Source organism: Ensifer soli, assembly GCF_041928815.1.
Taxonomy (GTDB): domain Bacteria; phylum Pseudomonadota; class Alphaproteobacteria; order Rhizobiales; family Rhizobiaceae; genus JBHFEI01.
This window is the reverse complement of sequence record NZ_JBHFEI010000016.1, coordinates 44,004-67,997: the sequence shown is the minus strand read 5'-3', so window position 1 is coordinate 67,997 and position 23,994 is coordinate 44,004. Positions and strand designations below refer to the sequence as shown.

Here is a 23,994-nt window from a genome sequence, read left to right as displayed (position 1 = left end):
AAACAAGGGATCACTATGCACCGTGACCGCACTGCGGACAAGGCAGCGAAGGCGCGCCTTGACGAGGCTACTCGTGTCAAAAACAAGCTGGATGCCCTTGGGTGGGCACTGGCTGATGTCGATCGTGAGTACAACCTGCCGCGCGGGACGGCGGGCACGACGCTCAGGGAGCCGAATTCACGCGGTGAGCGTGCCATCGCGGCCGTGCTCGGCACCCGACCGGAATACCTTTGGCGCACGCGCTACCATGCCGATGGCCGCCGCAAGTCGCCGCAGCCCTCCGAAAACTACCAGCGGTCGACAAAGAGGGAACGACGCCAGGCGCAAGCCGACGACATGGGGGCTGCCGCATGATGCTCCGCGATCGCCGTTCCATCGACACTGCTTCCCGCCAGGAGCGGGTTCGCAGCAGGTTCCTGAAGCGCAGCAGCGCGAACTCCGTCTTGCGAGGCATTGCACGTTCCTTCTCGTTCACATCGACGAGCACAGGCTCCAGCATTTCGGCTGCGGCGGATATGACGAAAGCGAAGGCCAAAATTGGCAGGCGCAATCCTTTCATTCCCTCCCATTCTCCCATCTGCAATGCCGCCGATACGGCGATGATCGCGGCCATGGCGGGCGCCGGTGTGCTCGCCGTGCTGGCGGTCGTGATCAAGCAGATCGCGAGCGGTCCCCAATGATCATGAAACTCATCCCGTTTTTCTCTCCCCGCTCCGCCCGGCATAGTTTTGCGTATCCGTCGGCCGGAGTGATGCGCGCCCGCCCATCCTCCTCCTCCCAAGCGGCGGGCGCGCCCCTTTCTGCCTTCGAGGTGGCGTGATGGACCGGTTCGACCAGCGCCAGATCTACGAGGCCTGCATGCATGCGTGCCTCGTCGCCGTGCGGGAAGGGTTTCCGCATCTCGACATCCGCGACATCGCCGACCCGCCGCATGAGTGGTTCGATGCAGCGCTCGCCCGGCAGGTGGTGATGCACATCATGATCCGCGATTTCGGCTGGCCGAAACGCCGGGTCGTCGAGGTGGAGGCGCGGTCGCGCGAGGCGATCAACCGCGCGCTGCGCACCATCGACGAGCGGATGCTGACCCCGCGCTTTGCCGCGCACTACCAGGCGATGAAAGCACGCGCCCGGTCGCTCCTGTTTGTCGTGACGTCCGAGACCGAGGCCGCATAATGGCGAGTTACAAGAGTATCCCCCTGACATCGATCCACCTCGGCGAACGCGCCCGGCCGGTCGACGAGGAGCATGCCCAGGCGATCGCCGCATCCATGGCGGAGCGTGGGCTTATCAACCCGATCACCGTGCGCGGCACGCCGGCGGCCAATGGCGGAAAGACACCCTATACACTGGTGGCCGGCGGGCATCGGCTGCGCGGCGCCGAGATCAACGCATGGGCCGAGATAGACGCGATCGTCGTCTCCGCCGACGCCGTCGAGGCGCAGCTGATGGAGATCTCGGAAAACCTCTATCGCAACGAGCTGACGGCGCTCGACCGCGCCGTGTTCGTCAAGACGTTTCGCGATCTCTGGGAAGAGAAGAACGGGAAGATCAAGCGCGGAGGCGACCGAAAATCAAACCGCAACGATTGCGGTTTGATTTTCTCTAACGGCCGCGAGCTTTCCGAGAGGGTCAAGGACCGCTTCGGTATCGGGCAGCGTTCTTATGAATATGCTTCGAAAATCGGCAAGCAGCTGCATGCCGGCCTGCGCTCCGCCCTGCGCGGCACGCCCTGGGAAAACGACCAGAAGCAGCTGTTGAAACTCGCCTCCATGAGCCCGACCGAGCAGGCCGGCATTGCGGCCGCGCTGAAATATGAGCCGGACCTGAAGGCGGTGCTGGCGATGAACAAGCCAGAGAAGCCGAAACCATCACCTGACCAGGCCGCCTTTGCCGCGCTGCTGAAGGCCTGGGAGAAGGCGCCGGAGGCCGTGCGCCACGAGTTCCTCGTCCATATCGGCATCGCCGACGGTTTCAGCGAGGCGGCCGAATGAAGACCGATCCCGCCCAGCTGGACTTCTTCCAGCAGCCGGTGTTCCCGGTTCGCACGCCGGTGCAGCGCATCGATATCGACCGGTACCGCGCCAAGATGAAGCGGGCACTCGCCCGCGCCGTTCGGGAATGCCCCCATGACCGGCCAACGATCGCCGCGCGCATGGCGCAGTACCTTGGTCTACCTGCCATCAGCAAAGGTACGATCGACGCCTATACGGCGGAAAGCAAGGCCGCGCACGACATCAGCCTGCCGCGCTTCGCCGCCTTCGTCTACGCGACCGGAGCGCTCTGGCTCTGGGACGAGGCCGCCTCGATGCAAGGCGTGACCGTGCTGATCGGCGAGGAGGCTTTGCTTGCCGAGATCGCCTTCCGCCAGCAGGAGCAACGCCGCGCCGCCCAGGAACTGAAGGCCCTGATGGCCCGGCCGGTCACCGTGACGCCGAGGGGGCGCTGATGGCCGGGAAGATCTCGATCATAGGGCAGATCGCCGAAGTGGACCGGGAGCTGCAGGACCGACTGCGACGCTATCCGCGTCTCGTCCGGGAGGGGAAGATGCGCGAAGAAGAACGCGTGATGCTGATGGACCGCATGGAGGCCGTGCGCGCCACGCTGATGTTTTGCAGGGAGAACGAGGCAGATATCCGCGCCTTTATCGCAGCGAAGAAGGCGGGTGGCGCGTGAAAGAGTGGCTAACCATTCCCGAACTCGCGGAGTTGCGCCTGCCCGGCCTGCCTTCGACCGTGCGCGGTATTCGCGAACTGGCGACGAGACAGGGCTGGGCCATGAGCGACCAGCACCGCAAGCTCGATCAGCGAGGCGGCGGATATGCGTATAACACACGTCTTCTGCCGCCGATCGCCCAGGCTCGCCTCGCGCAGATGGAGGCCGAGGCGCAGTCGCTGCGAGAGACGCAGGAGAAGCGCCGCGCCCTCTACTGGCGTGCCTTCGAAGCGATGACGGATGCCCACCGACAGATCGCCCATGACCGGCTTGCACTGATCCACGCCGCCGAGGAGGCCCTTGCGAAGAGGGAGCTTGCTACGGCGCCTGTCAGCATCGAGGCAACGCTCCACTCCGTCCTGAAACGATTCAAGGTTTCCGCCTCCAGCTATTATGCCATTCGCTCGAGCCTGAAGGGTATCGACCGCGAGGACTGGCTGGCGGCGCTGGCACCCGGTTATGCCGAGGGCGGCACGGTTTCCGACTTCGCCGAATGCCATCCGGACGCCTGGGCGGCACTCAAATCCGACTACCTGCGGCTTGAGAAACCGGCGTTCTCCGCCTGCTACCGGCGTGTGATCGCGGCGGCGAAGCGTCATGGCTGGTCACCGATCCCGCATGAGCGATCCTTGCGCCGGCGGATGGACGCGGAGGTGCCGGCCTCGGTGCAGTTGACCGCACGCGAGGGGCGCAAGCGTGCAGAGCAGCTCTATCCTGCTCAGGTCAGGACGAAGACGGACCTGCATGCCATGCAGGTGGTCAATACGGACGGTCACAAGATCGACCTGTTCGTACAGGTGCCCTGGAAAGGCGCCGGCGAATGGACGCGTGTGACGCTGCTCGGCACGCAGGACGTCTACTCCGGCAAGATCCTGTCCTGGCGGCTCTGCGAGGCGGAGACTTGGGATGTGGTGCAGGCCGTGATCGGCGACATGATCGAGGATTTCGGCATTCCCGAGCACCTCTACATGGACAATGGCAAAGCGTTCGCCTCGAAAAAGATTTCCGGCGGACATCAGCACCGCATCCGCTTCAAGTTCCAGGGCGACGAGGTCGCGGGCCTTCTGAAGACGCTCGGCATCGAGCCGCACTTCACCAAACCCTACTCCGGCCAGTCAAAGCCGATCGAGCGCGCCTGGCGCGATCTCGCGGAGGAAATCTGCAAGCATCCGGCGATGGCCGGCGCCTATACCGGACCGAACCCCCAGCAGAAGCCGGAGAATTACGGCAAGCGCGCCATTCCCCTCGATGTGCTGGAGAAGCATGTCGCTGCAAGCATCGTGGAGCACAATGCGCGCACGGGCCGGCGATCGGAGACCGCGAAAGGGCGCAGCTTCGACGAGACCTTCTCCGAGAGCATGCAGCATCCGGCGACGATCGTCCGGCGGGCGACACCGGCGCAGCATGCGCTCTGGCTGCTGGCCTCGCAGCCCCTGACGACGAGCAAGAAAGACGGCTCAATCCGCTACAAGGGCAATGTCTACTGGAACATCGCCCTGAAGGACTGGCTCGGCGAGAAGGTGACCATCCGCTTCGATCCGGCGAAGCTGCACGATCCGGTGAAGGTCTACGACGCCGAGGGCCGGCTGATCTGCGATGCGCCGTGCACGGAAAAGGTCGGTTTCACGGATGCGGCGAAGGCCGCGCGGCACGAGCGCAATCGCAAGCGGCTAATCCGGCTGCAGCGCGAGGAAGAAGCGCTGCACCGTCAACACACCGCCAATCAGCTGGCCGACCTTTACAGCACGATCGAGCCGCCTTCGAAGCCGGCGCCGGTTCGCCCCACCATCACCCGTCTCGTGACCGGAAACCTCGCGGTGGAACCGCAGGAGGACGCGATGAGCGACGAGGAATTCGCGGCCGCGTTCTCGCGCGGCTTCGCGATCGCATCGGGCGACAGCTCGATCATCCCATTCCCTTCGGGGAAGACCACGGCTGGGAAAGCCGGCCGCAAGAGCAGAGCCGAAAAGTAGTTCGTACGGTTCCTGAAAAAAAGGGCGGGATGAAACATCCCGCCCAACAACGCCCGCTAAGGGCATCACACAGGAACGATTGTAATGCTTGATTTTCTCAACACAAGCCCCGGCGGGGGCGCCTGGGATCTTCCCGAGCCAAACGCGAGGTTCGTCGCCAAGCATTCACCCGCCGACATCGTCGTCTGGGAAGAGCTTCGGCCGCGTGTCGCCGACATTGCGCAGCGCAACGGATGGACGAAGACGGCCACCGCGAACCGCATTGGCATGGCGGAAAGCTCTTTCTCGCAATGGCTGTCCGGAACGCTGCTCGGCGTGCTCGACAACCAGAACGCCATCGTGCGCCGCTGGCTCGATGCTGTCGAGGAAAGCGCCGGGCTGATGGCCGGCATGCCGGACAGCCCGATGTTCTTCAAGACAAGGGCCGCCGTTGCCATTCACGAGACTTTGAAGCTGGCCCAGACCATGCGCGGCTTCGTGACCGTGACGCTCGATGCCGGTCGCGGAAAGACCGTGGCGTGCCGCGAATATCAGCGGACGCGACCGCACGTGCACATGGTTACCCTGCATCCGAAGGTGAAGACGGTGCACGGGGCGATGAACCAGTTGGCCCGACGCCTCAGCGTGCGCGTGTTCAACCAGGCCGAGCTGGTCGAGATGATCGGCGAGCGGCTTTCGCGCGGCGGTGAGCAGGCCCTGCTGATCATCGACGAGGCGCAGCATGCCGACGGTGAGAGCGTGAACCAGTTCCGCTACTTCTCCGACGTCTTCAATATCGGCCTTGCGCTTGTCGGCAATTCCGAGATCCGCAAGAAGATGGCCCAGGCCGGCGCCCACGCCGCCAGCCGCGACCAGATCGTCAGCCGGCTCGACAAGAACCTGAAGCGCGACCCTGGCCGCGCGGAAGATGTGCGGGACTTCATTGCCGCTTGGGGGATCGACGATGCCGACTGCATCCGCTTCCTGACCGCGCTTGGCATGAAGGGCGGCGCGCTGCGGCAGATCGACCGGACGATCAAGATCGCCCATCTCGCCATGCAGGGCAGTGGCGAGCCGCTGCAACGCAAGCACCTCGAAGCCGCATGGCGCAACCGCGACGTGGAGGACATCTGATGCTCCTCCTTTCTCCCAGCCAGAACCTCGAGAGTATTATCGACGGCCTTGCCATCCACCGCGCGGCGGAGGAGGTGATCCTTCAGCACCAGGCCTTCAACCTGCTCATCGACCAGCTCGGCGCGGTGCGGCGGCAGATGCTTGCCGTCGAGCGTGAGGCCGCAGCGCTTCGCCTCGTCGAGGCCGGCCGCATCGGCCGGCTTGTCGTCGAAGACGAGGCTTCTGCCCAACTCAACAGCCTTGTGCGTGATCCCGGCGGCAAAGTCGTTCGCCCAGACTTCGGAGGGCGCAGCAAATGAGAGCCTGTGCACCGGCATCCCAACGTCTGAAGGCAATTCGCGACAATATCCGTGGTGCTGCTCATGGCGGGATCAGGCTCGATAGCGAACAGACCATCGTGTTCGCGCAGCAGCTGACCACGATCCTGGAACTCGTGCTCAACACCGAAGAAGAGGTATCAATCCTTACAGCGGCGCTCGACCGAAACACGGGCGCGCGTGACAACCGCCAAACAGCGGCGACCATCAATGCGATTGCCTCTGCAACGGGCAGCAACGTCACGCTGTTTCCTGTCCGGAAGCCCCTGGCCTCGTGGCCTAGCGATGGTGAAGGGGGGGCGGCATGAAGACCGGTGAGCTCACCCTGCGCGTCGATGTCGAGGCGCTGCTCGAACAGTTCCGGCCGGAGGTCGACGAGATCGTCGAAATCCGGCTGCGCGGCAAGCTTGACGAGATGGCGCGCCGCGACGGGCGGCGGCGGTCGCGGCTTGAAGCCCTGGACAAGGCGATGCGGGCGGTTGCCGAGGCTTCGGCCGACCATGATGCCGCACAGTATTCCGCCGACGAGACGCGAACGCTGAAGAAACTCATCGCCGCCGCCGCCGGTCTCCGGCGCGCCGCAAGCGAGCTTTGAAGGAGCTTTGAACCATGGATGCAGTGATCATGGAAGACCGCGACGACGGTGTCATCGTCATCAACGGCCGCGAGTTCATGGCCGATGCGACCGGCGGGTTCACGCCGCTGTCGATGGTAAAGCCGCAGCACAAGCTGGAAGACGAGCTGGTGCGCAAGGTGATGGAATTCGCCACCGCGCTCTCCAGCCAGATCGCCCGATTTCGCGGGCACACGATGACCGACCTCGGGTCGCTCGACGCTCTGATCGCGCAGGAATACGGCGCGAAGATCGGCGGCAAGAAAGGCAACCGCACCTATCAGAGCTATGACGGACTGATGCGCGTTCAGGTGCAGGTGCAGGACCAGGTGGACTTCGGCGCCGAGCTTCAGATCGCAAAGACGCTGATCGACGAATGCCTGAACGAATGGTCAGCGGAAAGCCGGCCGGAGATCCAGTCGATCGTGACGCGCGCCTTCAACACCGACAAAGAAGGCAAGATCAACCGTTCCGAGATCTTTATGCTGATGCGTCACCAGATCGAGGATGCGCGCTGGCAGCGCGCCATGGACGCGATCCGCGACGCCATGCGCGTGACGGGGTCGAAGGAATATGTCCGCTTCTACCGGCGCGCCAAGGTGACCGACGGCTGGACAGCAGTGACCATCGATCTGGCGAAGGCGTGAGGGCGAGACGATGACCGACCTCATCGACTGCATCAAGTACATCAAGGACGGGATCGCCAAGATGCCCCCGTCGATACCGCATGGGCAGGACGGGTGGGAGGCGGCGTGGAGCAAGCGCCAGCTCGGCTTTACAGGGCTGGCCCGCATCATCGAACGTGACCTTCCCAAGGCGAAAATCATCGAACGCGGTGACGTCACCAAGGTCAGCATCATGGGCGTGCGCTCGACCTCGACGGGCGGCATGCACGGCGCGCTGAACAACTGGATGGCCGCCGCGCGCCGCAAGCTCGACAAGACGGGTTTTATCCAGACGTCCGGCGAGAAGGAGCGCGTGTGATGTCGGATGCCGCGAGAGCTTTTGAAGAAAAAGAGCGCGAGAACCTCCGGCTGCACCGCGAGGTGCGTGAGGTGAAGGCCACGCTGGAGTTTTCTCAGCACCGCGTGGCCACGCTGGAAAGGCAGGTCCAGGACTGCGACGTGCGCCTCGCTGCGATCCTGCTGCTGGCAGCACAACCGCATGATCATCGCGGAGACATCCGGCTTGCGGCCATCCAGATGCTGGCCGCGACGGACCAGAACGCGGGAGGGAGCCTCTGATGTCCGACCTTATGGATGCCATCCGACGCGCCCGCGCGAAGGCCATCGTCAACCTCTCCAACTGCCCGGTGTGCGGCGCACGCCGGATCGGAGGGACAGGAAACCCGAACGGGACGGAGAAAGCGTTTTTCGATTGCGGATCGGTTTTCGTCACTTATGGCGGCGAGCCGATCGAGCCGCAGGTGCATTGCGCCGGGCCCTCGACGCTGGCCGCCGCGCATCTCAACGACGAGCTGGGCGCCGCATTGGCCGCCAGCAAGGCAGGTGCGGCATGAGACGGCAGCAGCGATCAGGCGGAAGCGAATTCATGCCGGCAGAACCGGCAGATGCGGGCATCCAGCTTCACGGCCTCGGCGCAGTCCGGGCAGATCTTGGTGCCGGCGGTCTCGGGCCGGCTGGCGATTTTCTCGATGTTGGTCGCCATGGCCATCTGGACGGCCGCCGCGCTGCGGGCCTGCTCTTCGTAGGCTTTCCGCTTGATGCGGTCGGGCAGCACAACCGCGATGAGAAGCCCAAAAATCCCGAGAAGCCCTCCTACAAGGTTTCCAACGCCCCGCTCATAGCCCTTGCCTTCGAAGATACTGCCGCACAGCGTGGCAAAACCGATGACATACGCAAGAATGATCGCGACACCGATCAAGCCTTCCATCTGAAATTCCCTCTTCAGGGTTGCTCCCCATTCCATGCTGCCACGATACCGGGAAGCTGGGCAAGGGGCGGCGCGGACGGGCGTGCGTTGTTCGCGGGGGCAAGCGCATGAGCGAGTGGCAATGCAAGGAATGCGGCCTCGTGCTCCAGCCGGGTATCATCCTGACATACGAAGGGGAGCCGGTCTGCAAGGCCGACGACGAAACCTGCTCGCTGTGCCAGGACGCCCGGCAGAAGGCGCTTGAAGACGACGCCCGGCGTTATCGCTTTCTGAGGGATCGGTTGGCGCGTCCGGTCGATGTGCTCGTCGGAGGCGTCTATGCCGGTCGGCCTGGCCACGGGAAGATCATCACTGGCGAGGATCTCGACCGCGCCGTCGACGCGGAGCTCGGGATGAACATCCCGCATGAGGAGACCCTGGAACAGCGGCTGGCGCAGTGCCTTGCCGCCATCGTGGACACGCCGCTGATGACCGGCCGTGACGAGCCCGGCGGCTATCATTCGCCGCTGGAGCTGCGCCTCGGATTTTTCCGCCCGGATCTTTCCGAGCGCGCGGCGGAGTTGCTGGAGGAGGCTGGGCTGTGACCTCCTCCATCGCCGCCATCAAAACCGCGCAGAAGCAGCTTGGCCTGGACGACGACACCTACCGCGCGAAGCTGCGCATCATCACCGGCAAGAGCTCGGCCAAGGAGATGACCGAGGATGAGCGCCAGCGCGTCATCACCGTTTTCCGCAATGAGGGCTTTAGGCCAGCGGAAGGCAAGGCCGGCGGCCGGCAGCAACTTACGGGCAAGTATGCCAAGAAGATGCAGGCGCTGTGGATCGCCGGCTGGAACCTCGGGATTGTGCAGGACCGCGACGACACGGCGATGCTCGCCTTCATCAAGCGGCAGACCGGGCTGGATCATATCCGGTTCCTTCATCACGCCGAGGATGCGCGGAAGGCGATCGAGGGGCTCAAGGGCTGGCTTGCCCGGGACGGCGGGGTGGTCTGGGCTGACCAGTATCGCGGCCAGCCGGACGGCGTGAAAATCGCCTGGGCGCAATGGGAAATTCTGGGTGATGACCGGCGGCAGTTCCGATCCGCCGCGTCCTATCTGGCGGGCTGCGACTACGAGCAGATCGACACGGCCGGCTGGGTCAAGGTTATGAACGCGCTCGGCAAGCGGGTTCGCGGGCTCAAGGGAGCGACGCGATGACCACGCGCGTGCCGAACATCAAGACGCTGATGCAGGGCATCCTCTCAGCCGCCGAATGCCAGGTGGAGACGGCGATGGACGCCGTGCAGACCTCCGCCGCCGATCTCGCCCGGCTGGTCGGGCCGCTGGCGGCCGCGCACCAGATGGCGACCATCGCCCTCGACCTGATGGCGATCGCCGAGCGAGAGGGGGAAGAGCGATGATCATCCATGTGACCGACCATGCCGTGCTGCGCTATCTGGAGCGGGCGCACGGGCTCGACGTCGAGTTCTTCCGCCGGCACATTTCGGGGCTGGCGGCGAGCGGTGTCATCCATGGCGCCGTCGGGGTGCAGATCGAGGGCGTCAAGCTGGTTTTGCGCGGGGCGACGGTGGTCACCGTGCTCGGCCCGCATGGTGTGATCCACCCGCAACCCGGCGCGGAGCTCTGACCGTGGGCACGCTGCCGCTCTTCGACCGCGCGGAACTCGGCCGCATCCGCGCCGAGCGCGAGGCGTTGCTGCGGCGGCTGAAGCGCGTGCGGATGGATCCGCATTCGCGCATCCGCACGGAAAAGACGGTGGCGCTGCTGACTGCGCGGCAGATTGCGCTGGAGCTGGAGCTCGGGCGCCGATGAAAACGCCGCAGAACATCGTCCCCTATGTCGAGATCCTCGGGGAGACGATGACCGTCGAGCTCCTCCTTGCCCTTGGCGGATCTCCCGTCTACCTTGCCGACAATCCGCAGGCGCGTTCCGATCTCGCCCGTATTATCGGCCAGGACAATGTCCGGGCGCTGGCGCAGCGGCTCGGATCGCGCTCGATCGTACGCATACCGATCAATCGGCCGTGGATCGCGCACAAGCTTCGTGCCGGCGGCATGCCGGTGGTCGAGATCGCCCGGACGCTGCACGTGACCGACGTGACCGTCCGCGCCATGCTCTCGGACAAGGGCACGCAGCTTACCCTCCCGCTCTGAGACGGATTACCCCCAAGGGGGTTGCGAATGTTTCGTCGCGCCGAGATCGTGCACCTTCGCCCCATGCCGGACCTGCCGGCGACATCATCCGGGGCCTGCCGTGTCATCCATCCAGCTTGTCGACCTCATCGGCGCAACCGTGCTGCGCGCCATCGCGCCGAAGATCGGCGGGGTGAAGGCCAAGCGCCAGGCCGCGATCATCGCCGCCATGGGGCCGCTGCTGCCCGAGGCGCTCAAATTTCTCAAGGCGACGACGCCGCTGCGGATCGCGCATTTCCTCGCGCAGCTGGCGCATGAAAGCGATGGCTTCTGCGCGGTCGAGGAATATGCGTCGGGCGCGGCCTACGAAGGACGCGAGGATCTCGGCAATGTCCAGAAGGGCGATGGCGCCCGGTACAAGGGACGCGGGCCGATCCAGCTGACCGGGCGGGACAACTACGCCCGGTTTACCGCCTGGATGCGCTCGGCCGGGCATGACTGCCCGGATTTCGTCGCCGACCCCGAAGCCGTGGCGACATGGCCGTGGGCGATGTGGGCGGCGGTCTGGTACTGGTCGACGCGCTCGCTCAACGTGATCGCCGACCGCGACGACCTGGTCGCGGTGACCAAGATCGTGAATGGCGGCCGCAACGGGCTTGCCGATCGCGCCGCCTACCTCGGCAAGGCGAAGACGGAAGTGGCGCGCATCGGCGCCGATATCCTCAGTTTCAGCGAGATCCAGTCCCGGCCGGTGCTCCGGCGCGGGATGAAGGGCGAGGCCGTCGAGACCGCGCAGCGCGCGCTGGCAGCGGCCGGCCACTACCTGCTCACCATCGACGAGATCTTCGGGCCGGGCACCGAGGGGGCCGTGAAGACCCTGCAACGGGCGCGTGGGCTCGTCGTCGACGGCATCATCGGCCGCAACACCTGGGCGGCAATCGAACCCTACATCGCGAAGGAAGACGCATGAAAGAGCTCGTGCTTGCGCAGATCATGCAGGTCCTGCCGGATCTGATCGACCTCCTGATCTCGGTGATCCTCGGCGTGGCGCTGCTGTACTGGCGGCGCTGGACCGGCATCGAGATCGAGGCAAAGCGGCGCGAGGCGCTGCAATCGGCGCTTTCGAACGCCGCTAAACTGCTGCTGCTCGACGATGGCGACATGGATGACGCCGTCTTCTATGTGCGGCGGTCCGTTCCCGACGCGCTCGCCTACTTCGGGCTGGATGACGAGGATATCGAGACGTATCTCGCGCCCAAGATTGCGGCGCAGGGGCGTGACCCGATGCTGGCTCCCGAGCCCGTCCGTGCGGAAGCGGTGACGGGTTTGACGGGAGAGCCGGTATGAGCGGCCGCGCGATCCAGGCCGCGAAGGCCCTGATCTACTGGCTTGCGGTTCTGGTCGTCGGCGCTGTGTTCGGTTTGGGGCTCGGCAAGATCCTTGCGGCGCTATGGCTGTTTCTGATGCCGGCAGCGTTCGCCCATGACGCGCCGGCCGGCTGGAGCTATCCGCTCTCGTGCTGCTCGGGATACGACTGCCGGCCCGTCCGGGGCGCCAGCGTGAAGGAGGGCGCGGACGGCTATACCGTGCCGAGCGGCGAGATCGTGCGCTATCGCGATGCCCGTGTGCGGGACTCTCCGGACGGCGAGTTCCACTGGTGCACTATCGGCGGCAAGGACGACGGCCGGACAATCTGTATCTTCGTACCGCCTCGGGCGTACTGACCAAGGAATTCGCCCTGTGGACCTTCTGGACAATCTCAAATCCTGGCTTGGCCTGCTCGCCCTGGTGATCTCCGTCAGCTCCTCCGTGTGGGTGATCATCTCGTCGAGCGCGCGCAAGACCGCCTCCGAGCTGGAGACCTTCCAGAAGCGCAATGCCGAAGAAATGAAGGTGCTCATGGCGGCGGTGACGGAACTCAGCAAGCGCACCCAATCGCTCGAAAGCGACATGAAGCACCTGCCTGACGCGAAGGCATTCATGGAACTCCGGCTGGCGATCAGCGAGCTTTCCGGTCGCCTGGGCCGGATGGAGGAAACGCAGATCTCGACGGCGCGCACGGTGATGCTCGTCCAGGATCACCTACTCAAGACGAGTGCAGCATGAGCAGCTTTGCCGACCACCTCACCCATGACGCGCGGCTCGTGATCCTGCGCGAGCTCTCCGCCCAGACGGACAACCGCCTGAACGAAACGCTGCTGACCGCCGTGCTCGACAACTTCGGGCATCGCCGATCGCGGGAATGGGTGCGCGTGCAGCTGCGCTACCTCGCCGATATCGGCGCGATCCATATCACCGAGGCCGGATCGGTGATGATCGCCGAGCTCCGGCGCGGCGGACAGGATCATGTCGAGCGACGCATCGTGCTTGAAGGTGTCGCCCGTCCGTCCCTGGGGGCGTAGGAGATGGCGAAGGGACTCGGCCGTCGCTCCAGCATCGAGCTCTTGCCGGAGGAGTGCGCGCCGATCATCGCCTGGGCGGCCGACGAGATGCACGCGAAGAACCGCACGCTCACCGACATCTACGGCGAGTTCGTCGAGCGGCTGGAGGCGTTGCAGCGCGAGTATCGGGGCGAGCTCGAATTCAAGATCCCCTCCTTTTCGATGTTTCATCGGCACGGCGTGAAGCTCGCGACCGTCTCGGCGCGGCTGATGCAAACACGCGAGATCGCCAGCACGCTCGCGGAAAAATTCGACGCAGCGCAATCCGACGACCTGACGCTGATCGCGGCCGAGGCGATCAAGACGCTGATCTTCGAGGTGCTGACCATGGCCGGTGAAGGCGGCATCGATCCGAAGGGCGCGATGGCGCTTGCCAATGCGCTGCGCGCGGCGACGCAGGCGCAGAGCGTTTCCACGCAGCGGCGGCAGAAGGTCGAGAAGGAGTTTGCCGATAAGGTCGACCAGGCCGTCGAGACGGCCGGCCGCGTCAAGGGGCTGAGCAAGGAAACTGTCGACGACATCAAGAGACAGATCCTCGGGGTCGATCCGTGAACGCGATCGTCGACCATACTGCGCTCGTCACGGAAGAAGACTGGACGAAGCATCGCCGCGCCATGCTGCAGGCCTTGCCGCCGGAACTCGCCGGGCAGGCGCTGCCCGACATCCTTCTGCAGCACCAGAAAGAGCTTCTCGCTGCCACCGCCCGCTACAATCTCGTCGTCACCGATAAGAGCCGTCGCGTCGGCGCCACCTGGGGTGTGGGCGCGGATGCCGTCCTGACCGCCGGTGCGACGCTCGCCGCCGGCGGCATGGACGTGCTTTATATCGGCTACAATCTCGACATGGCGCGCGAGTTTATCGACTGCTGCGGCATGTGGGCCAAGGCCTTCGCGCCGGCCTGTTCGGAGGTCTCGGAATTCCTTTTCCTCGAAGAGGGCGAGAAGGGTGAGGACAAGGCGATCAAGGCCTTTCGCATCACCTTCGCCAGCGGCTTCGAGATCGTGGCGCTGTCGTCGAAGCCGCGCTCACTGCGCGGCCGACAGGGCTATGTCATCATCGACGAATTCGCTTTCCACGATGACGCCGAGGCGTTGCTGAAGGCGGCGCTGGCGCTGCTGATCTGGGGCGGCAAGGTTCTCGTCATCTCGACGCACAACGGCGTCGACAACCCGTTCAACGAACTCATCCAGGAGATCCGTGCCGGCAAGCGTCCGGGCCATGTGGTGCGCGTCACCTTCGACGATGCGCTCGACAACGGCCTTTATCGCCGCGTCTGCCTTAAGACCAGGCGCGAGTGGTCGCCGGAGGCGGAAGCAAAGTGGCGCGCCGAGATCTACAAGACCTACGGCGCCGGCGCCGACGAGGAGCTGCGCTGCATCCCCTCACAGTCCGCCGGCGCTTTCCTGCCGCGCACGCTGATCCACGCGTGCATGCACAGCCACATTCCTGTGGTCCGATGGACGCCGCCGCCGGGCTTTGTCGACTGGTCCGAGGACCTGCGCGTAGCAGACGTCAACGAGATGTGTGCGATGCTGCTCAAGCCGCATCTCGACAGTCTCGACCCACGGCGCAGGAGCTGCCTTGGACAGGATTTCGGCCGATCGAGCGACCTCTCCGTGATCCATCCGATGCAGATCCGCCAGGACCTTTCCCGTGCGACGCCGTTTCTGCTGGAGCTCCGGAACGTCCCCTTCGAAGCGCAAAAGCAGATCGTCTTCTACATTCGCGACCGACTACCGCGCTTCTTCCACGCGGCCTTCGACGCGACGGGCAATGGTGCCTATCTCGCCGAGGTCGCAAGGCAGAAGTTCGGGGTTTCCATGGTCAGCGAGATCAAGATTTCCAGCGCGTGGTATCTGCTCAACATGCCGAAGTTGAAGGCGTCTTTCGACGACCGGTCAATCGAGCTGCCGCTCGATGACGACGTCATGACGGACTACCGCGCGATCAAGGTCGTCAAAGGGATCGCCAAGGTGCCGGACGATGCGCGCAGCCAGGGCGCGGACGGATACGATCGCCATGCCGACAGCGCGATCGCCGGTGCCATGGCGATCTATGCCAGCGAGCAGAGCGGCGGCGAGGTCGGCGCCGGCAGCACCGGCGAGACGCGGACGTCGTCGACGATCGCCGAGGCGCTTGGCGGCAGTTTTGGCACGATCCAGCCCAGGGCCGACCTTTCCGATTTCATGAGGATGTGAGATGGCCAACCCGCCGATCGCCGAATTCGCCTCGATCCGGACCGACCCCTATGTGCCACAGTACCAGGGCGTCATGCAGCCGACAGACGAGACGCTGCGCGGACGCGGCAAGGGCGTCGACACCTATGACGAGGTGCGGCGCGATCCGCATGTCTATGCCGTGCTGCAGAAACGCAAGCTGGAGGTCTGCTCTCGGGAATGGGCCGTGTTCGAGGCGAGCGAAAGTGCGATCGACAAACAGGCGGCGGAGCTCGTCCAGACGCAGCTGAAGGGGATCGACTTCGACCGGCTGACGCGCGGATTGATGGGCGCGGTGCTAAAGGGCTACGCGGTCGCCGAGGTGATCTGGAAGCGCGTCGACGGGGCCTGGACCGTCGCCGATGTCAAGGTCAAGAAGCAGCGGCGGTTCCGGTTCAACTCGGACGGCGAGCTGCGCATGCTGACGCGCAGCAATATGCAGGACGGCGTTGCCGTGCCGGACCGAAAGTTCGTCGTCCACCGGCATTCGATCGACGACGACGATGACGATCCATACGGCGTCGGCCTCGGCTCGGTGCTGTTTTGGCCGGCCTGGATGAAGCGCCAGGTGCTGGCGCACTGGCTGAGGGCGACGGAAAAACACGGAACGCCGACGATCAAGGCGACCTATCCCGGCGGCTATGACGAGAAGCGGCAGAAGGAGCTGCTCGACATCCTGCGTCAGGTGGCGAACGATGTCGGCATCGTCGCGCCCGAAAACACCCTGATCGAGTTGCTTGAAGCCAAGGGCGGCGGCGGTGGCGAGTTTCTGGAGGCGCTTAGCCGCTATCTCGACGAGCTGATGAGCGAGGCGGTTCTCGGCGAGACGCTGACGACCAATTCCGGCGAGCGCGGCGCCAGGTCTCTCGGCGAGGTGCACAACGAGGTGCGCGAGGCGATCGCCAAGGCCGATGCCGACCTGATCTCCGCGACGCTGAAGCGGACGCTGGTGCGCTGGATCGTCGAATTGAACATACCGGGCGCCGGCGTGCCCGACGTCTGGCGCGACTTCTCGGAGGCCGAGGACCTGAACGACAAGGTGGTCCGCGACAAGACCCTGCACGATATGGGCTACGAGCCGAAGGACGTGCAGTACATCGACGACACCTATGGCGGCGAGTGGGTGAAGCGCGCGAAGGAGCAGACGACGGCGCCGGGGAAGCCGCCCGCGACGGCGGGGCTTGAGTTTGCCGAGAACCCTTTCCGCGCGGCGGCCGATGCGCGCAACCAGGCTGTCGCCGAGCTCGCCGACCAGACGGCGACCGCGGCAGCACCCTCGATCGAGGCGATGGTCGAGGCGATCCGCCTGGAGTTCGCCGAGGCACGCGACTATGACGACCTGATGGTGCGGCTTGCCCGGCTTTCGGGCACGCTCGGCGTCGACGATCTCGCCGGGACGCTGGAACAGGCGATCATGCTCGCGCGGCTCGAAGGCCACGACAGCGTGACGGCGGCCTGACATGGCGGGCGTGCTGCCGTTCCAGGAGGCGATCGACTTCCTTGCCGGCAAGGTCAACCTGCCGACATACCGGTCCGACGACCTCAAGGCGGCCGCGCATGTGCGCGCCTTCTCGGTCGCCGGGGTGACGCGCGACGACATGCTGGCGGATTTTGCCGCGGCGATCCTGCGGGCGCGGACGGACGGCAGACCTTACGAGGATTTTCGCAAGAGCTTCGACGAGATCGTCGACCGCACAGGATGGGTGTTCAAGGCGCGCGGGAAGACGGACGAGGAGCGGCGCGACTGGCGGGCGCGGATCATCTTCAACGCCAACATGCGCGTCAGCTATATGGCCGGCCGCTACGCGCAGATGACTGATCCGGACGTGCTGCGCTACCGGCCTTACTGGCGCTATGTCCATTCCGGCGCCGAGCATCCGCGCCTGCAGCATCTTGCCTGGGACGGGCGGGTCTGGTCGGCGACCGACCCCGTGTGGACGTACATCTACCCGCCGAACGGCTTCGGCTGCGGCTGCGACGTCGAGGCGCTGTCGCGGCGCGATCTCCTGGCCGAGGGGAAGACCGAGGCCGATCCGTCGCCGGAGCTCAAGTTTTACGACGGCCGCGATCCGCGCACCGGACTGCCGGAGCTGCGCGTCGGCGGCATCGATCGCGGCTGGGAGTACAATGCCGGCGAGGAATGGCTTTCCGGCATCGTGCCGCGCGCGCTGCGCCAGCCGCTGGCGCCGATCGATACCGAAGCCCCGGCCATGGACCTGCCCGAGCTACCACTACCGACGCGCGCCGGACCGGATGCGGTGCTGGCGGACAATCTCACGGATGAGGCCTATGCCGAGCACTTCCTTTCCCGCTTCGGGCTGGAGCCTGGTGAGGAGGGCTTTTTCCGTGACCGTTCCGGCGGCATCATCACCATCTCACAGCGCCTGTTCGAACAACGCAATGCCGAGGGCCAGCCCATCCGCCTGAAGAGCAACAAGCTTGGTCGAGGCCGCTATGTCAGGCTGATGGCGGAGGCGATCCAGGAGCCAGACGAGATCTGGGTAAACTGGGCCCGGATCGGCGATCGTGTCGTGCTCCGGCGAAGCTATCTGCGTCGTTTCGTGCTCGCGAACGGCCAGCCGATCTTCGTCAGCTTCGAGTGGACCGGAAAAGGATGGCATGCGGCGACCGGCTTCGATGCATCAGAGGCCTACCTGCAGAGGTTTCGGCGTGGCGCGATCCTCTACCGCAAACGATAGGGGCACCCCTCCGATCCGGGGCGCCCCACCCGCGTGGCTTACCGGTGCGGATCGGCCGCTCACCACGCTTGGCATAAAGAAAATAAGCCTGCGGGCGGAAGGATGCAAGCATGGCCGGCGCGACACTGACCTTCGACGCTTCTGACGCCGACGACGCGCTCGGCAGGATGCTTTCGGCCGCCGGCGATCTGCGGCCGGCGCTGAAGAACATCGCCGAGCACGAGGTGCCGGCGACGAAGCGGCGCTTCATCGCGCAGGCCGATCCCGAGGGAAAGCCGTGGGCGGCGCTCAATCCGCTCTATGCCACGACGAAGAAGGGGCCGGGCATCCTGCGCAGTCCGAACCGGACGCTGTCGCGCGAGATCCTCTACCAGCTCGCCGACCAGTCGGTGACGATCGGCTCCAACCAGATCTATGCCCGCATCCATAACGAGGGCGGCACGATCGTGCCGAAGACGGCCTCGGCCCTGGTGTTCTCGATGGGCGGGCAGACGTTCAAGGTCAAATCCGTGACCATCCCGCGCCGGCAGTTCCTCGGCTGGTCGGAGACGGACATAAGGGCGGTGATCGACATCGTCGCCGACCATCTGATGCCGGATCGCGGCGCTCCGGAGCCCGATCCGAATTAGCGGCCGCTGGAGCGCTCTGGCGATCCGAGCGCGGCAATGATAGCCTTGAGCCGTAAACGCGCGCCCACGGGCTTTGAAGCCGCTTCAAAATCGATGCTGGCGGCCTCCCGGGGAGACTGTCGGCCGCCCCGATGAGGGGGCGTTACCCACAAGGTGGTTGCGAATAGTTTCGGCCGTGCCGGTCGGGCACTGTCCGGACCATGAAACCGTTCGAGATCTTCCGCGCCGGACAGCACACGTCAAGCCAGGGCATTGCGCTCGGGGCGAGCGTGGAAAGCCTTGTCGCCTTCGCCGAGGCCTATGATCCGGCGCAGCACCAGGCGCCGATCGTCATCGGCCACCCGAAGACCAACGCGCCGGCCTGGGGCTGGATCAAGAGCCTATCGGTCAAGGGCGACCGGCTGATCGCCGAGGCCGAACGGGTCGATCCGACCTTTGCCGAGATGGTCCGCGAGGGGCGCTACGACAAACGCTCGATCGGCATCTACGCACCGGCCTCGCCCGGCAACCCCACGCCCGGCCAGTATCATCTGCGCCATGTCGGCTTCCTCGGCGCCGAGCCGCCGGCGGTCAAGGGGCTGGCGCCGATCGAGTTCGCCGAGGCCGAGGATGGCGTCATCACCATCGATCTCGATTTCGCCGAGGGGCGGCGCGCCTGGATGTTCGAAAGCATCGGGCGGCTCCTCTCCGGTATCCGCGATCATTTCATCGCGTCGAGCGACGTCGAGACCGCCGACCGGCTCATCCCGAAATGGGAGCTGGACCAGCTGACGCAGGGCGCGGCCGAGATGCGCGCCGAGGATCGCCCTGCCTCCCCGACCTTTTCCGAAACCGAAACCACGGGTGACCCCATGCCATCCCCCACCATTCCGCCGGCGACGTCGTCGCCGGGCGATGCCGATCAGCGCCTTGCCGAGATCGAGGCGCGCGAACAGAAGCTCGCTGCCGATCAGCTGGCGTTCTCCGAGGCGAGCCGCAAGGCGCAGGCAAAGCAGGATGCCGACTTCGTCGACAGCATCGTCAAAGCGGGCCGCCTGCCGATCGGGCTGAAGGACAAGGCCGTCGTGCTGTTCTCGGAGCTCGACGACGGCGTCTTGACCTTTTCTGAGGGCGGCACGGACGTGACAAGCACGCCGCGCGCGGCCTTCCGCTCGCTGCTCGAAAGCCTGCCGGTCCAGGCGATCGAGAAGGAGCTGGCGCCGGGCGAAGGGCTCGACTTCTCGGACCCGAAACAGGTTGCCGCCGCCATCGACACCGAAATCCGCGACGCGAAGGCGAAGGGCGAGGACCTCGGTCCGGCCACGGCCGCCATGCGCCTGCAGAACCGCCGCTGAGGGGACACGACCATGAACCCGCATACCCAGACCTTCGTCGCCTCCGGCGCCATCGGCCATCGTCGGCTGGTGAAATTCACGAGCAACGATGGCGAGGTGGCGCTGGCGACGGCTGCGACGGACCTCGTCATCGGCGTCACCGACTTCCCGAACGGCGCCGTCAGCGGCGGCCGCGTTGACGTGGTGATGTTCGGGCCGACCGAGGTCGATGTCGGCGGCACGATCACGCCGGGCGCCTACTTCGTCGCCGACGCCAACGGCAAGGCGGTCGCGGCCGCGCCCGCCACCGGCGTCAACAACAATGTCGGCGGGCGTCTATCCGTCAACGGCGCCGATGGCGACATCGCCCGGTGCTTCGTCAACCCCGTCCGCATCCAGGGCTAAGCCCGGTCGATCTACAGGAGCCTTTGCATGGCTGGACAGCCCTTCCCCGTCGATCCGGTGCTCACCGGCATCGCGATCTCCTACCAGAACGGCGAGATGATCGCCGACCAGGTGCTGCCGCGCCTGGAGCCGCGCCTGACAAAGTCGCTGTTCAAGTACATGATCTTCTCGTTCGGCCAGATGATCACAATCCCCGATACCAAGGTCGGCCGCAAGTCCGAGCCCGGCACGGTCGAGTTCAGCGGGACCGAACAGCCCGGCGTCACGCTCGACTACGGCCAGGACAGCATCATCCCGATCGACGACATCAACCAGGCGCCGCCGGGCTACGATCCGCGCGCCTTCGCCACGCAGATGCTGACCAACCTCGTCATGCTCGACCGGGAGCGCCGCGTGGCGACCAAGGTCTTCGACGCCAACACCTATCCGGCCGCGAACAGGGAGACCCTGTCCGGCTCGTCGCAGTGGTCGCACGCCGACAGCACGCCGATCGACGACGTCGCCGAGGCGAAGGACAGCATGGTGATGGACCCGAACATCGCCGTGATGGGCCGGCTCACCTGGTCGGCACTGCGGCGCAACGCGCAGATCCTGAAGGCGCTGACCCCCTCCGGCACGAGCGAGGGCGTCGCGACGAAACGCGCCGTCGCCGATCTCCTCGAGCTCGACGACATCATCGTCGGCCAGAGCTTCGCCAACTCGGCCAAGCCGGGCCAGACACCGGTGCGCTACCGGCTCTGGGGCAAGCACTGCGCGCTCATCCGCCGCGAGCGCAGCGTCTCCTCGCTTGGCGAGGTGCCGACCTTCGGGTGGACGGCGCAGTATGGCGACCGTGTCGCCGGTTCGATCGACGAACCGAAGATCGGCCTGCGCGGCTCGGTGCGGGTGCGCTCCGGCGAGAGTGTCGCGGAGGTCATCTCGGCCGCTGACCTCGGGTACTTTTTCCAGAACGCCGTCGCCTGACGCCGCACGACTGGCGGCGCGGACAGACGGCATGGGCCGGGCCTCTAACCCGGCCCGAACCATCCGCAAAGGGCCTTTGAAGACCCTTTGCCGATCGTTCGAAAGAGGCAGACGCTCATGGCCCCGAAGAAAACCAACAAATCCGAAAGTGCATCCCCGGTAGAGGCGGATCAGCCTGCCGCCACGACAGGGGTGCCCGAGGACGTGGATGCGGTAAGCTCCTCGTCTGCCCCGTCAGGTGAGAGCGCGCCTGACGGGATGAATACCGGCCCCGCCGACGGTGAGGATCAGGCAGCCACAGGCGCTGATCCGCATGTAACCGAGGGGCACGACCAGACCGATGCGGCGGCGGCCGCTGCATCGGTCGACCATTCCGAGATAACCCCCGAGAGCGACGCGGGCGGGGACGGCAATCCGGCCGTCCCCGCAGGCGGTCTCCCCCAGAGTGAGCCGACGCAGAAGCGCCGTTTCGCCGTCTATGCACGCGTGCGTCACAACGGGGCGGCGCTCGACTTCGGGGATGACATCGTCCTGACGAAGGCGGAGCACGATGTTCTGCCCGAGCATGTCATCGCGCTTGCGCCCTGGGAAGCCGGTGAGGTCGTCTGAGGATGCCCTACGCCAACCTTGAGGCCCTGATCGAGCGCGCGGGCGAGGCGGAAATCCTCCAGGTGGCGGACCAGGACGGCGACGATGTCGCCGACGCCGATGTCGTCGCCGCCGCGCTCGACCATGCCGACAACCTGGTCAATTCCTATCTGGCAGCGCGCTACGCCATGCCGCTTGGCCCCGTCCCGCCGATGGTGGTGACCTGGGCAGTGGCGATCGCGCGCTACTACCTGCACCGCGACGGGCCGCCGGACTATGTCGTGCGTGACTATCGCGACACGCTCAATCATCTGGCGCTGGCGGCACAGGGCAATATCGCCATTCCCGGCCTCGACGGCGCGACGCCGGAGGCTTCCGGGGCGGGGCGCGTGCTTATCACCGGGCCGGCCCCGGTGTTCACCGCCGAGAAGCTTCAGGGCTGGCTATGATCAACGCGGTCATCGCCCGGCTCAAGGATCGCGCGCCCGAACTTGCCGACGTGCTGCCGGCCGAGGATGTCGATGCGATTGGCAAGGGGCCAGCACCGAGGAACGGCACGGTGTTCGTGCTGCCCTATCGCGAGCAGGCCGAGCCGAATGAGCTCGCCATGGGCGGTTTCGAGCAGCGCGTGCTGGTGCAGATCCTGACCGCCTTCGTCGTGCGCCGGCATGACGATGCCAAGGGCGGCAGGCGGGTGCTCGACTTCGACGCGATCAAGGCGGCGATCGAGGGCGCGATCGCGGGATGGGCGGTCTCGCCTGGCAACGATCTTTTCGAGCTGGTCGCCGGCCAGGCCGGGAGCCTTGGCAACGGCGTCAGCATCTACGTGCAGACCTGGCAGACGAGCCGGGTATTGGAGGCCTGACGATGACGGACACGAATACCGGCGGTTCTTGGGTCCGCCAGCCGGACGGCTCGCTGAAGCGGGTCGAGGGCACCGAGCAGCTCACCGCGCACGAACTCTCCAGGAAAGCCGAGGCTGAACAGGCCACGGCCGACGAAGCGCCGGCCACCGCGCCGGCGGCGAAGAAGTCGGAGAAGAAGGACGCCACGCATGGCCAGTAAAAAGTGGGCGATGCGCGCCCTGCTGCTGAAGCTCGAAACCACCTACGGCGCGGACAGCGTCCCGACCGGCGCCGCGAATGCGATCAAGGGTGTCGAAATCGACTTCAACCCTTCTGTCGGCGGCGAGATCCCGCTCGATTACATCGTGCCCTGGCTCGGTCATCAGGGCGTGATGCTCGACGGCACCTATGGCACGGTGTCGTTCTCCGTCGACATCACCGGCGCCGGTGCTGCCGGAACGGCGCCGGCCTATGGCCCGGCTCTGCGGGCGTGCGGCCTGCGTCAGGTGATCAACACCGGTGTCGACGTCCAGTACAACCCGATTTCCTCGCTGGAGGAGTCGTGTTCGATCCGCTGGATCGGCGACGGCATCCAGCACATTCTTCTCGGCGCGCGCGGCACCTTCACGCTGTCGATGCAGCCGGGGCAGATCCCGCGCATCCGCTTCACCATGTCCGGCCTCGTCGGTACGATCTCCGACGTCAGCAATCCGGCGCTGACGCTTGCGAGTTTCCAGCCGGTGCAGCGCGTCAACAAGGCCAACACCACCTTCTCGCTGCATGGCTATGACGGCGGTACCGAGGGGATCACCATGGACCTCGGCGGTCGGGTGGAGCCGGATTTCCTCATCAACTCCGAGGCGATCGAGATTACCGACCGGCGCACGACGGGCAACGCCACCATGCGCGCCGCCGCTCTTTCCACCGTCAACTGGCTCGCGATTTCCGAGGCTGAGACCCGTGGCGAGCTGGTGGCTCAGCATGGACAGGGCGCCGGCAAGATCTTCAGGCTGGAGGCCGACTACACCCAGATCGGCCGCGTCGGCTACAGCCAGACGCGCGGCTTCATGAACAACACCCTGCCGCTGATGATGACGACGGGCAGCGGCAACGACGAATTCCTGATCACCGTCAAGTGACG

40 protein-coding genes are annotated in these 23,994 nt (G+C 65.5%); 39 read left to right on the top strand and 1 reads right to left on the bottom strand.

Annotated features, from left to right (window positions below; all coding sequences use genetic code 11):
- Positions 1-15: 15 nt before the first annotated feature.
- The 15 genes from ACEVQ6_RS19970 to ACEVQ6_RS19900 all read left to right on the top strand — a co-directional run bounded on the left by ACEVQ6_RS19970 (position 16) and on the right by ACEVQ6_RS19900 (position 8,247).
- Complete coding sequence (locus ACEVQ6_RS19970; protein ID WP_374890811.1) at positions 16-354, top strand: helix-turn-helix domain-containing protein; 339 nt, start codon at positions 16-18, stop codon at positions 352-354.
- A complete protein-coding gene (locus ACEVQ6_RS19965) occupies positions 351-680 on the top strand; it encodes a hypothetical protein (RefSeq protein ID WP_374890810.1) in 330 nt (109 codons plus the stop codon). The genes ACEVQ6_RS19970 and ACEVQ6_RS19965 overlap by 4 nt, the downstream gene beginning before the upstream one ends.
- 139 nt (positions 681-819) lie before the next feature.
- Positions 820-1,173: a hypothetical protein gene (locus ACEVQ6_RS19960; RefSeq protein WP_374890809.1), complete on the top strand. Its 354-nt coding sequence runs from the start codon at positions 820-822 to the stop codon at positions 1,171-1,173.
- Positions 1,173-1,991: a ParB N-terminal domain-containing protein gene (locus tag ACEVQ6_RS19955; protein ID WP_374890808.1), complete on the top strand. Its 819-nt coding sequence runs from the start codon at positions 1,173-1,175 to the stop codon at positions 1,989-1,991. Before ACEVQ6_RS19960 ends, ACEVQ6_RS19955 begins: the two co-directional genes overlap by 1 nt.
- On the top strand, positions 1,988-2,446 hold the full coding sequence (locus tag ACEVQ6_RS19950; protein ID WP_374890807.1) for a hypothetical protein: 459 nt from the start codon (positions 1,988-1,990) through the stop codon (positions 2,444-2,446). The genes ACEVQ6_RS19955 and ACEVQ6_RS19950 overlap by 4 nt, the downstream gene beginning before the upstream one ends.
- On the top strand, positions 2,446-2,673 hold the full coding sequence (locus ACEVQ6_RS19945) for a hypothetical protein (RefSeq protein WP_374890806.1): 228 nt from the start codon (positions 2,446-2,448) through the stop codon (positions 2,671-2,673). Before ACEVQ6_RS19950 ends, ACEVQ6_RS19945 begins: the two co-directional genes overlap by 1 nt.
- 32 nt (positions 2,674-2,705) lie before the next feature.
- Positions 2,706-4,685: a transposase domain-containing protein gene (locus ACEVQ6_RS19940; RefSeq protein ID WP_374890805.1), complete on the top strand. Its 1,980-nt coding sequence runs from the start codon at positions 2,706-2,708 to the stop codon at positions 4,683-4,685.
- A gap of 315 nt (positions 4,686-5,000) precedes the next feature.
- Positions 5,001-5,798: an AAA family ATPase gene (locus ACEVQ6_RS19935; RefSeq protein ID WP_374890804.1), complete on the top strand. Its 798-nt coding sequence runs from the start codon at positions 5,001-5,003 to the stop codon at positions 5,796-5,798.
- Positions 5,798-6,097, top strand: coding sequence for a hypothetical protein (locus ACEVQ6_RS19930; protein WP_374890803.1), 300 nt, complete (start codon positions 5,798-5,800; stop codon positions 6,095-6,097). Before ACEVQ6_RS19935 ends, ACEVQ6_RS19930 begins: the two co-directional genes overlap by 1 nt.
- A complete protein-coding gene (locus ACEVQ6_RS19925) occupies positions 6,094-6,423 on the top strand; it encodes a hypothetical protein (protein WP_374890802.1) in 330 nt (109 codons plus the stop codon). Before ACEVQ6_RS19930 ends, ACEVQ6_RS19925 begins: the two co-directional genes overlap by 4 nt.
- Positions 6,420-6,710 (top strand): hypothetical protein, encoded by a 291-nt coding sequence (locus tag ACEVQ6_RS19920; RefSeq protein WP_374890801.1) that lies wholly within the window; start codon positions 6,420-6,422, stop codon positions 6,708-6,710. Before ACEVQ6_RS19925 ends, ACEVQ6_RS19920 begins: the two co-directional genes overlap by 4 nt.
- A gap of 14 nt (positions 6,711-6,724) precedes the next feature.
- Positions 6,725-7,375, top strand: coding sequence for a DUF3164 family protein (locus tag ACEVQ6_RS19915; RefSeq protein WP_374890800.1), 651 nt, complete (start codon positions 6,725-6,727; stop codon positions 7,373-7,375).
- 10 nt (positions 7,376-7,385) lie between these two features.
- Positions 7,386-7,712 carry a hypothetical protein gene (locus ACEVQ6_RS19910; protein WP_374890799.1) on the top strand — a complete coding sequence of 109 codons (327 nt, stop codon included), beginning with the start codon at positions 7,386-7,388 and terminating at the stop codon, positions 7,710-7,712.
- Entirely contained in the window at positions 7,712-7,972 is a 261-nt protein-coding gene (locus ACEVQ6_RS19905; protein WP_374890798.1) for a hypothetical protein, read from the top strand. Before ACEVQ6_RS19910 ends, ACEVQ6_RS19905 begins: the two co-directional genes overlap by 1 nt.
- Positions 7,972-8,247 (top strand): hypothetical protein, encoded by a 276-nt coding sequence (locus tag ACEVQ6_RS19900; protein WP_374890797.1) that lies wholly within the window; start codon positions 7,972-7,974, stop codon positions 8,245-8,247. The genes ACEVQ6_RS19905 and ACEVQ6_RS19900 overlap by 1 nt, the downstream gene beginning before the upstream one ends.
- A 14-nt stretch (positions 8,248-8,261) precedes the next feature.
- On the opposite strand, the gene ACEVQ6_RS19895 is transcribed toward ACEVQ6_RS19900, so the two are convergent.
- On the bottom strand, positions 8,262-8,621 hold the full coding sequence (locus ACEVQ6_RS19895; RefSeq protein ID WP_374890796.1) for a zinc ribbon domain-containing protein: 360 nt from the start codon (positions 8,619-8,621) through the stop codon (positions 8,262-8,264).
- Positions 8,622-8,728: 107 nt separating this feature from the next.
- Between ACEVQ6_RS19895 and ACEVQ6_RS19890 the strand changes: the two genes are divergently transcribed.
- From ACEVQ6_RS19890 to ACEVQ6_RS19775, 24 genes are all read left to right on the top strand, one after another.
- The gene (locus ACEVQ6_RS19890; RefSeq protein WP_374890795.1) at positions 8,729-9,205 is read left to right on the top strand and encodes a hypothetical protein; all 477 of its coding nucleotides are present in this window, start codon (positions 8,729-8,731) and stop codon (positions 9,203-9,205) included.
- A complete protein-coding gene (locus tag ACEVQ6_RS19885; RefSeq protein ID WP_374890794.1) occupies positions 9,202-9,819 on the top strand; it encodes a regulatory protein GemA in 618 nt (205 codons plus the stop codon). The genes ACEVQ6_RS19890 and ACEVQ6_RS19885 overlap by 4 nt, the downstream gene beginning before the upstream one ends.
- Positions 9,816-10,022, top strand: coding sequence for a hypothetical protein (locus tag ACEVQ6_RS19880; RefSeq protein WP_374890793.1), 207 nt, complete (start codon positions 9,816-9,818; stop codon positions 10,020-10,022). The genes ACEVQ6_RS19885 and ACEVQ6_RS19880 overlap by 4 nt, the downstream gene beginning before the upstream one ends.
- Positions 10,019-10,249 (top strand): hypothetical protein, encoded by a 231-nt coding sequence (locus tag ACEVQ6_RS19875; protein WP_374890792.1) that lies wholly within the window; start codon positions 10,019-10,021, stop codon positions 10,247-10,249. The genes ACEVQ6_RS19880 and ACEVQ6_RS19875 overlap by 4 nt, the downstream gene beginning before the upstream one ends.
- 2 nt (positions 10,250-10,251) lie before the next feature.
- Complete coding sequence (locus ACEVQ6_RS19870) at positions 10,252-10,434, top strand: hypothetical protein (protein ID WP_374890791.1); 183 nt, start codon at positions 10,252-10,254, stop codon at positions 10,432-10,434.
- On the top strand, positions 10,431-10,775 hold the full coding sequence (locus ACEVQ6_RS19865) for a hypothetical protein (RefSeq protein WP_374890790.1): 345 nt from the start codon (positions 10,431-10,433) through the stop codon (positions 10,773-10,775). Before ACEVQ6_RS19870 ends, ACEVQ6_RS19865 begins: the two co-directional genes overlap by 4 nt.
- Before the next feature lie 139 nt (positions 10,776-10,914).
- Positions 10,915-11,724, top strand: a complete 810-nt coding sequence (locus ACEVQ6_RS19860) for a peptidoglycan-binding protein (protein ID WP_374890789.1) — start codon at positions 10,915-10,917, stop codon at positions 11,722-11,724.
- A complete protein-coding gene (locus ACEVQ6_RS19855; RefSeq protein ID WP_374890788.1) occupies positions 11,721-12,101 on the top strand; it encodes a hypothetical protein in 381 nt (126 codons plus the stop codon). The genes ACEVQ6_RS19860 and ACEVQ6_RS19855 overlap by 4 nt, the downstream gene beginning before the upstream one ends.
- Positions 12,098-12,478: a hypothetical protein gene (locus tag ACEVQ6_RS19850; RefSeq protein ID WP_374890787.1), complete on the top strand. Its 381-nt coding sequence runs from the start codon at positions 12,098-12,100 to the stop codon at positions 12,476-12,478. The genes ACEVQ6_RS19855 and ACEVQ6_RS19850 overlap by 4 nt, the downstream gene beginning before the upstream one ends.
- A gap of 16 nt (positions 12,479-12,494) precedes the next feature.
- Positions 12,495-12,860: a DUF2730 family protein gene (locus tag ACEVQ6_RS19845; protein WP_374890786.1), complete on the top strand. Its 366-nt coding sequence runs from the start codon at positions 12,495-12,497 to the stop codon at positions 12,858-12,860.
- Positions 12,857-13,156 (top strand): VpaChn25_0724 family phage protein, encoded by a 300-nt coding sequence (locus ACEVQ6_RS19840; RefSeq protein WP_374890785.1) that lies wholly within the window; start codon positions 12,857-12,859, stop codon positions 13,154-13,156. The genes ACEVQ6_RS19845 and ACEVQ6_RS19840 overlap by 4 nt, the downstream gene beginning before the upstream one ends.
- Positions 13,157-13,159: 3 nt before the next feature.
- Complete coding sequence (locus tag ACEVQ6_RS19835) at positions 13,160-13,747, top strand: DUF3486 family protein (RefSeq protein WP_374890784.1); 588 nt, start codon at positions 13,160-13,162, stop codon at positions 13,745-13,747.
- On the top strand, positions 13,744-15,393 hold the full coding sequence (locus ACEVQ6_RS19830) for a hypothetical protein (RefSeq protein WP_374890783.1): 1,650 nt from the start codon (positions 13,744-13,746) through the stop codon (positions 15,391-15,393). Before ACEVQ6_RS19835 ends, ACEVQ6_RS19830 begins: the two co-directional genes overlap by 4 nt.
- A gap of 1 nt (position 15,394) precedes the next feature.
- Positions 15,395-16,870, top strand: a complete 1,476-nt coding sequence (locus ACEVQ6_RS19825; protein WP_374890782.1) for a DUF935 domain-containing protein — start codon at positions 15,395-15,397, stop codon at positions 16,868-16,870.
- Between the two features lies 1 nt (position 16,871).
- Positions 16,872-18,110, top strand: coding sequence for a PBECR2 nuclease fold domain-containing protein (locus tag ACEVQ6_RS19820; protein WP_374890781.1), 1,239 nt, complete (start codon positions 16,872-16,874; stop codon positions 18,108-18,110).
- 110 nt (positions 18,111-18,220) lie between these two features.
- Entirely contained in the window at positions 18,221-18,739 is a 519-nt protein-coding gene (locus ACEVQ6_RS19815; protein ID WP_374890780.1) for a phage virion morphogenesis protein, read from the top strand.
- Between the two features lie 200 nt (positions 18,740-18,939).
- On the top strand, positions 18,940-20,073 hold the full coding sequence (locus ACEVQ6_RS19810) for a peptidase (RefSeq protein WP_374890779.1): 1,134 nt from the start codon (positions 18,940-18,942) through the stop codon (positions 20,071-20,073).
- A 12-nt stretch (positions 20,074-20,085) separates the two neighbouring features.
- A complete protein-coding gene (locus tag ACEVQ6_RS19805; RefSeq protein WP_374890778.1) occupies positions 20,086-20,457 on the top strand; it encodes a hypothetical protein in 372 nt (123 codons plus the stop codon).
- A gap of 27 nt (positions 20,458-20,484) precedes the next feature.
- Positions 20,485-21,420: a major capsid protein gene (locus tag ACEVQ6_RS19800; RefSeq protein WP_374890777.1), complete on the top strand. Its 936-nt coding sequence runs from the start codon at positions 20,485-20,487 to the stop codon at positions 21,418-21,420.
- A gap of 117 nt (positions 21,421-21,537) precedes the next feature.
- Positions 21,538-22,029, top strand: coding sequence for a hypothetical protein (locus tag ACEVQ6_RS19795; protein ID WP_374890776.1), 492 nt, complete (start codon positions 21,538-21,540; stop codon positions 22,027-22,029).
- Between the two features lie 2 nt (positions 22,030-22,031).
- Entirely contained in the window at positions 22,032-22,457 is a 426-nt protein-coding gene (locus tag ACEVQ6_RS19790; protein ID WP_374890775.1) for a gp436 family protein, read from the top strand.
- Positions 22,454-22,873 carry a phage tail terminator protein gene (locus tag ACEVQ6_RS19785; protein ID WP_374890774.1) on the top strand — a complete coding sequence of 140 codons (420 nt, stop codon included), beginning with the start codon at positions 22,454-22,456 and terminating at the stop codon, positions 22,871-22,873. Before ACEVQ6_RS19790 ends, ACEVQ6_RS19785 begins: the two co-directional genes overlap by 4 nt.
- A gap of 2 nt (positions 22,874-22,875) precedes the next feature.
- Complete coding sequence (locus ACEVQ6_RS19780) at positions 22,876-23,073, top strand: hypothetical protein (protein ID WP_374890773.1); 198 nt, start codon at positions 22,876-22,878, stop codon at positions 23,071-23,073.
- Positions 23,063-23,992: a phage tail tube protein gene (locus ACEVQ6_RS19775; RefSeq protein WP_374890772.1), complete on the top strand. Its 930-nt coding sequence runs from the start codon at positions 23,063-23,065 to the stop codon at positions 23,990-23,992. Before ACEVQ6_RS19780 ends, ACEVQ6_RS19775 begins: the two co-directional genes overlap by 11 nt.
- Positions 23,993-23,994: the final 2 nt, after the last annotated feature.

Excerpts from the sequence above, each read along its gene's own strand:
- ACEVQ6_RS19900 (WP_374890797.1), top strand. The coding sequence starts at position 7,972 with ATGTCCGACCTTATGGATGCCATCCGACGCGCCCGCGCGAAGGCCATC.
- ACEVQ6_RS19835 (WP_374890784.1), top strand. The coding sequence starts at position 13,160 with ATGGCGAAGGGACTCGGCCGTCGCTCCAGCATCGAGCTCTTGCCGGAG.
- ACEVQ6_RS19815 (WP_374890780.1), top strand. The coding sequence starts at position 18,221 with ATGGCCGGCGCGACACTGACCTTCGACGCTTCTGACGCCGACGACGCG.
- ACEVQ6_RS19875 (WP_374890792.1), top strand. The coding sequence starts at position 10,019 with ATGATCATCCATGTGACCGACCATGCCGTGCTGCGCTATCTGGAGCGG.
- ACEVQ6_RS19850 (WP_374890787.1), top strand. The coding sequence starts at position 12,098 with ATGAGCGGCCGCGCGATCCAGGCCGCGAAGGCCCTGATCTACTGGCTT.
- ACEVQ6_RS19820 (WP_374890781.1), top strand. The coding sequence starts at position 16,872 with ATGGCGGGCGTGCTGCCGTTCCAGGAGGCGATCGACTTCCTTGCCGGC.
- ACEVQ6_RS19800 (WP_374890777.1), top strand. The coding sequence starts at position 20,485 with ATGGCTGGACAGCCCTTCCCCGTCGATCCGGTGCTCACCGGCATCGCG.
- ACEVQ6_RS19970 (WP_374890811.1), top strand. The coding sequence starts at position 16 with ATGCACCGTGACCGCACTGCGGACAAGGCAGCGAAGGCGCGCCTTGAC.
- ACEVQ6_RS19920 (WP_374890801.1), top strand. The coding sequence starts at position 6,420 with ATGAAGACCGGTGAGCTCACCCTGCGCGTCGATGTCGAGGCGCTGCTC.
- ACEVQ6_RS19955 (WP_374890808.1), top strand. The coding sequence starts at position 1,173 with ATGGCGAGTTACAAGAGTATCCCCCTGACATCGATCCACCTCGGCGAA.
- ACEVQ6_RS19925 (WP_374890802.1), top strand. The coding sequence starts at position 6,094 with ATGAGAGCCTGTGCACCGGCATCCCAACGTCTGAAGGCAATTCGCGAC.
- ACEVQ6_RS19780 (WP_374890773.1), top strand. The coding sequence starts at position 22,876 with ATGACGGACACGAATACCGGCGGTTCTTGGGTCCGCCAGCCGGACGGC.
- ACEVQ6_RS19790 (WP_374890775.1), top strand. The coding sequence starts at position 22,032 with ATGCCCTACGCCAACCTTGAGGCCCTGATCGAGCGCGCGGGCGAGGCG.
- ACEVQ6_RS19840 (WP_374890785.1), top strand. The coding sequence starts at position 12,857 with ATGAGCAGCTTTGCCGACCACCTCACCCATGACGCGCGGCTCGTGATC.
- ACEVQ6_RS19805 (WP_374890778.1), top strand. The coding sequence starts at position 20,086 with ATGAACCCGCATACCCAGACCTTCGTCGCCTCCGGCGCCATCGGCCAT.
- ACEVQ6_RS19855 (WP_374890788.1), top strand. The coding sequence starts at position 11,721 with ATGAAAGAGCTCGTGCTTGCGCAGATCATGCAGGTCCTGCCGGATCTG.
- ACEVQ6_RS19810 (WP_374890779.1), top strand. The coding sequence starts at position 18,940 with ATGAAACCGTTCGAGATCTTCCGCGCCGGACAGCACACGTCAAGCCAG.
- ACEVQ6_RS19915 (WP_374890800.1), top strand. The coding sequence starts at position 6,725 with ATGGATGCAGTGATCATGGAAGACCGCGACGACGGTGTCATCGTCATC.
- ACEVQ6_RS19890 (WP_374890795.1), top strand. The coding sequence starts at position 8,729 with ATGAGCGAGTGGCAATGCAAGGAATGCGGCCTCGTGCTCCAGCCGGGT.
- ACEVQ6_RS19795 (WP_374890776.1), top strand. The coding sequence starts at position 21,538 with ATGGCCCCGAAGAAAACCAACAAATCCGAAAGTGCATCCCCGGTAGAG.
- ACEVQ6_RS19945 (WP_374890806.1), top strand. The coding sequence starts at position 2,446 with ATGGCCGGGAAGATCTCGATCATAGGGCAGATCGCCGAAGTGGACCGG.
- ACEVQ6_RS19950 (WP_374890807.1), top strand. The coding sequence starts at position 1,988 with ATGAAGACCGATCCCGCCCAGCTGGACTTCTTCCAGCAGCCGGTGTTC.
- ACEVQ6_RS19905 (WP_374890798.1), top strand. The coding sequence starts at position 7,712 with ATGTCGGATGCCGCGAGAGCTTTTGAAGAAAAAGAGCGCGAGAACCTC.
- ACEVQ6_RS19965 (WP_374890810.1), top strand. The coding sequence starts at position 351 with ATGATGCTCCGCGATCGCCGTTCCATCGACACTGCTTCCCGCCAGGAG.
- ACEVQ6_RS19910 (WP_374890799.1), top strand. The coding sequence starts at position 7,386 with ATGACCGACCTCATCGACTGCATCAAGTACATCAAGGACGGGATCGCC.
- ACEVQ6_RS19960 (WP_374890809.1), top strand. The coding sequence starts at position 820 with ATGGACCGGTTCGACCAGCGCCAGATCTACGAGGCCTGCATGCATGCG.
- ACEVQ6_RS19825 (WP_374890782.1), top strand. The coding sequence starts at position 15,395 with ATGGCCAACCCGCCGATCGCCGAATTCGCCTCGATCCGGACCGACCCC.
- ACEVQ6_RS19930 (WP_374890803.1), top strand. The coding sequence starts at position 5,798 with ATGCTCCTCCTTTCTCCCAGCCAGAACCTCGAGAGTATTATCGACGGC.
- ACEVQ6_RS19865 (WP_374890790.1), top strand. The coding sequence starts at position 10,431 with ATGAAAACGCCGCAGAACATCGTCCCCTATGTCGAGATCCTCGGGGAG.
- ACEVQ6_RS19895 (WP_374890796.1), bottom strand. The coding sequence starts at position 8,621 with ATGGAAGGCTTGATCGGTGTCGCGATCATTCTTGCGTATGTCATCGGT.
- ACEVQ6_RS19775 (WP_374890772.1), top strand. The coding sequence starts at position 23,063 with ATGGCCAGTAAAAAGTGGGCGATGCGCGCCCTGCTGCTGAAGCTCGAA.
- ACEVQ6_RS19785 (WP_374890774.1), top strand. The coding sequence starts at position 22,454 with ATGATCAACGCGGTCATCGCCCGGCTCAAGGATCGCGCGCCCGAACTT.
- ACEVQ6_RS19880 (WP_374890793.1), top strand. The coding sequence starts at position 9,816 with ATGACCACGCGCGTGCCGAACATCAAGACGCTGATGCAGGGCATCCTC.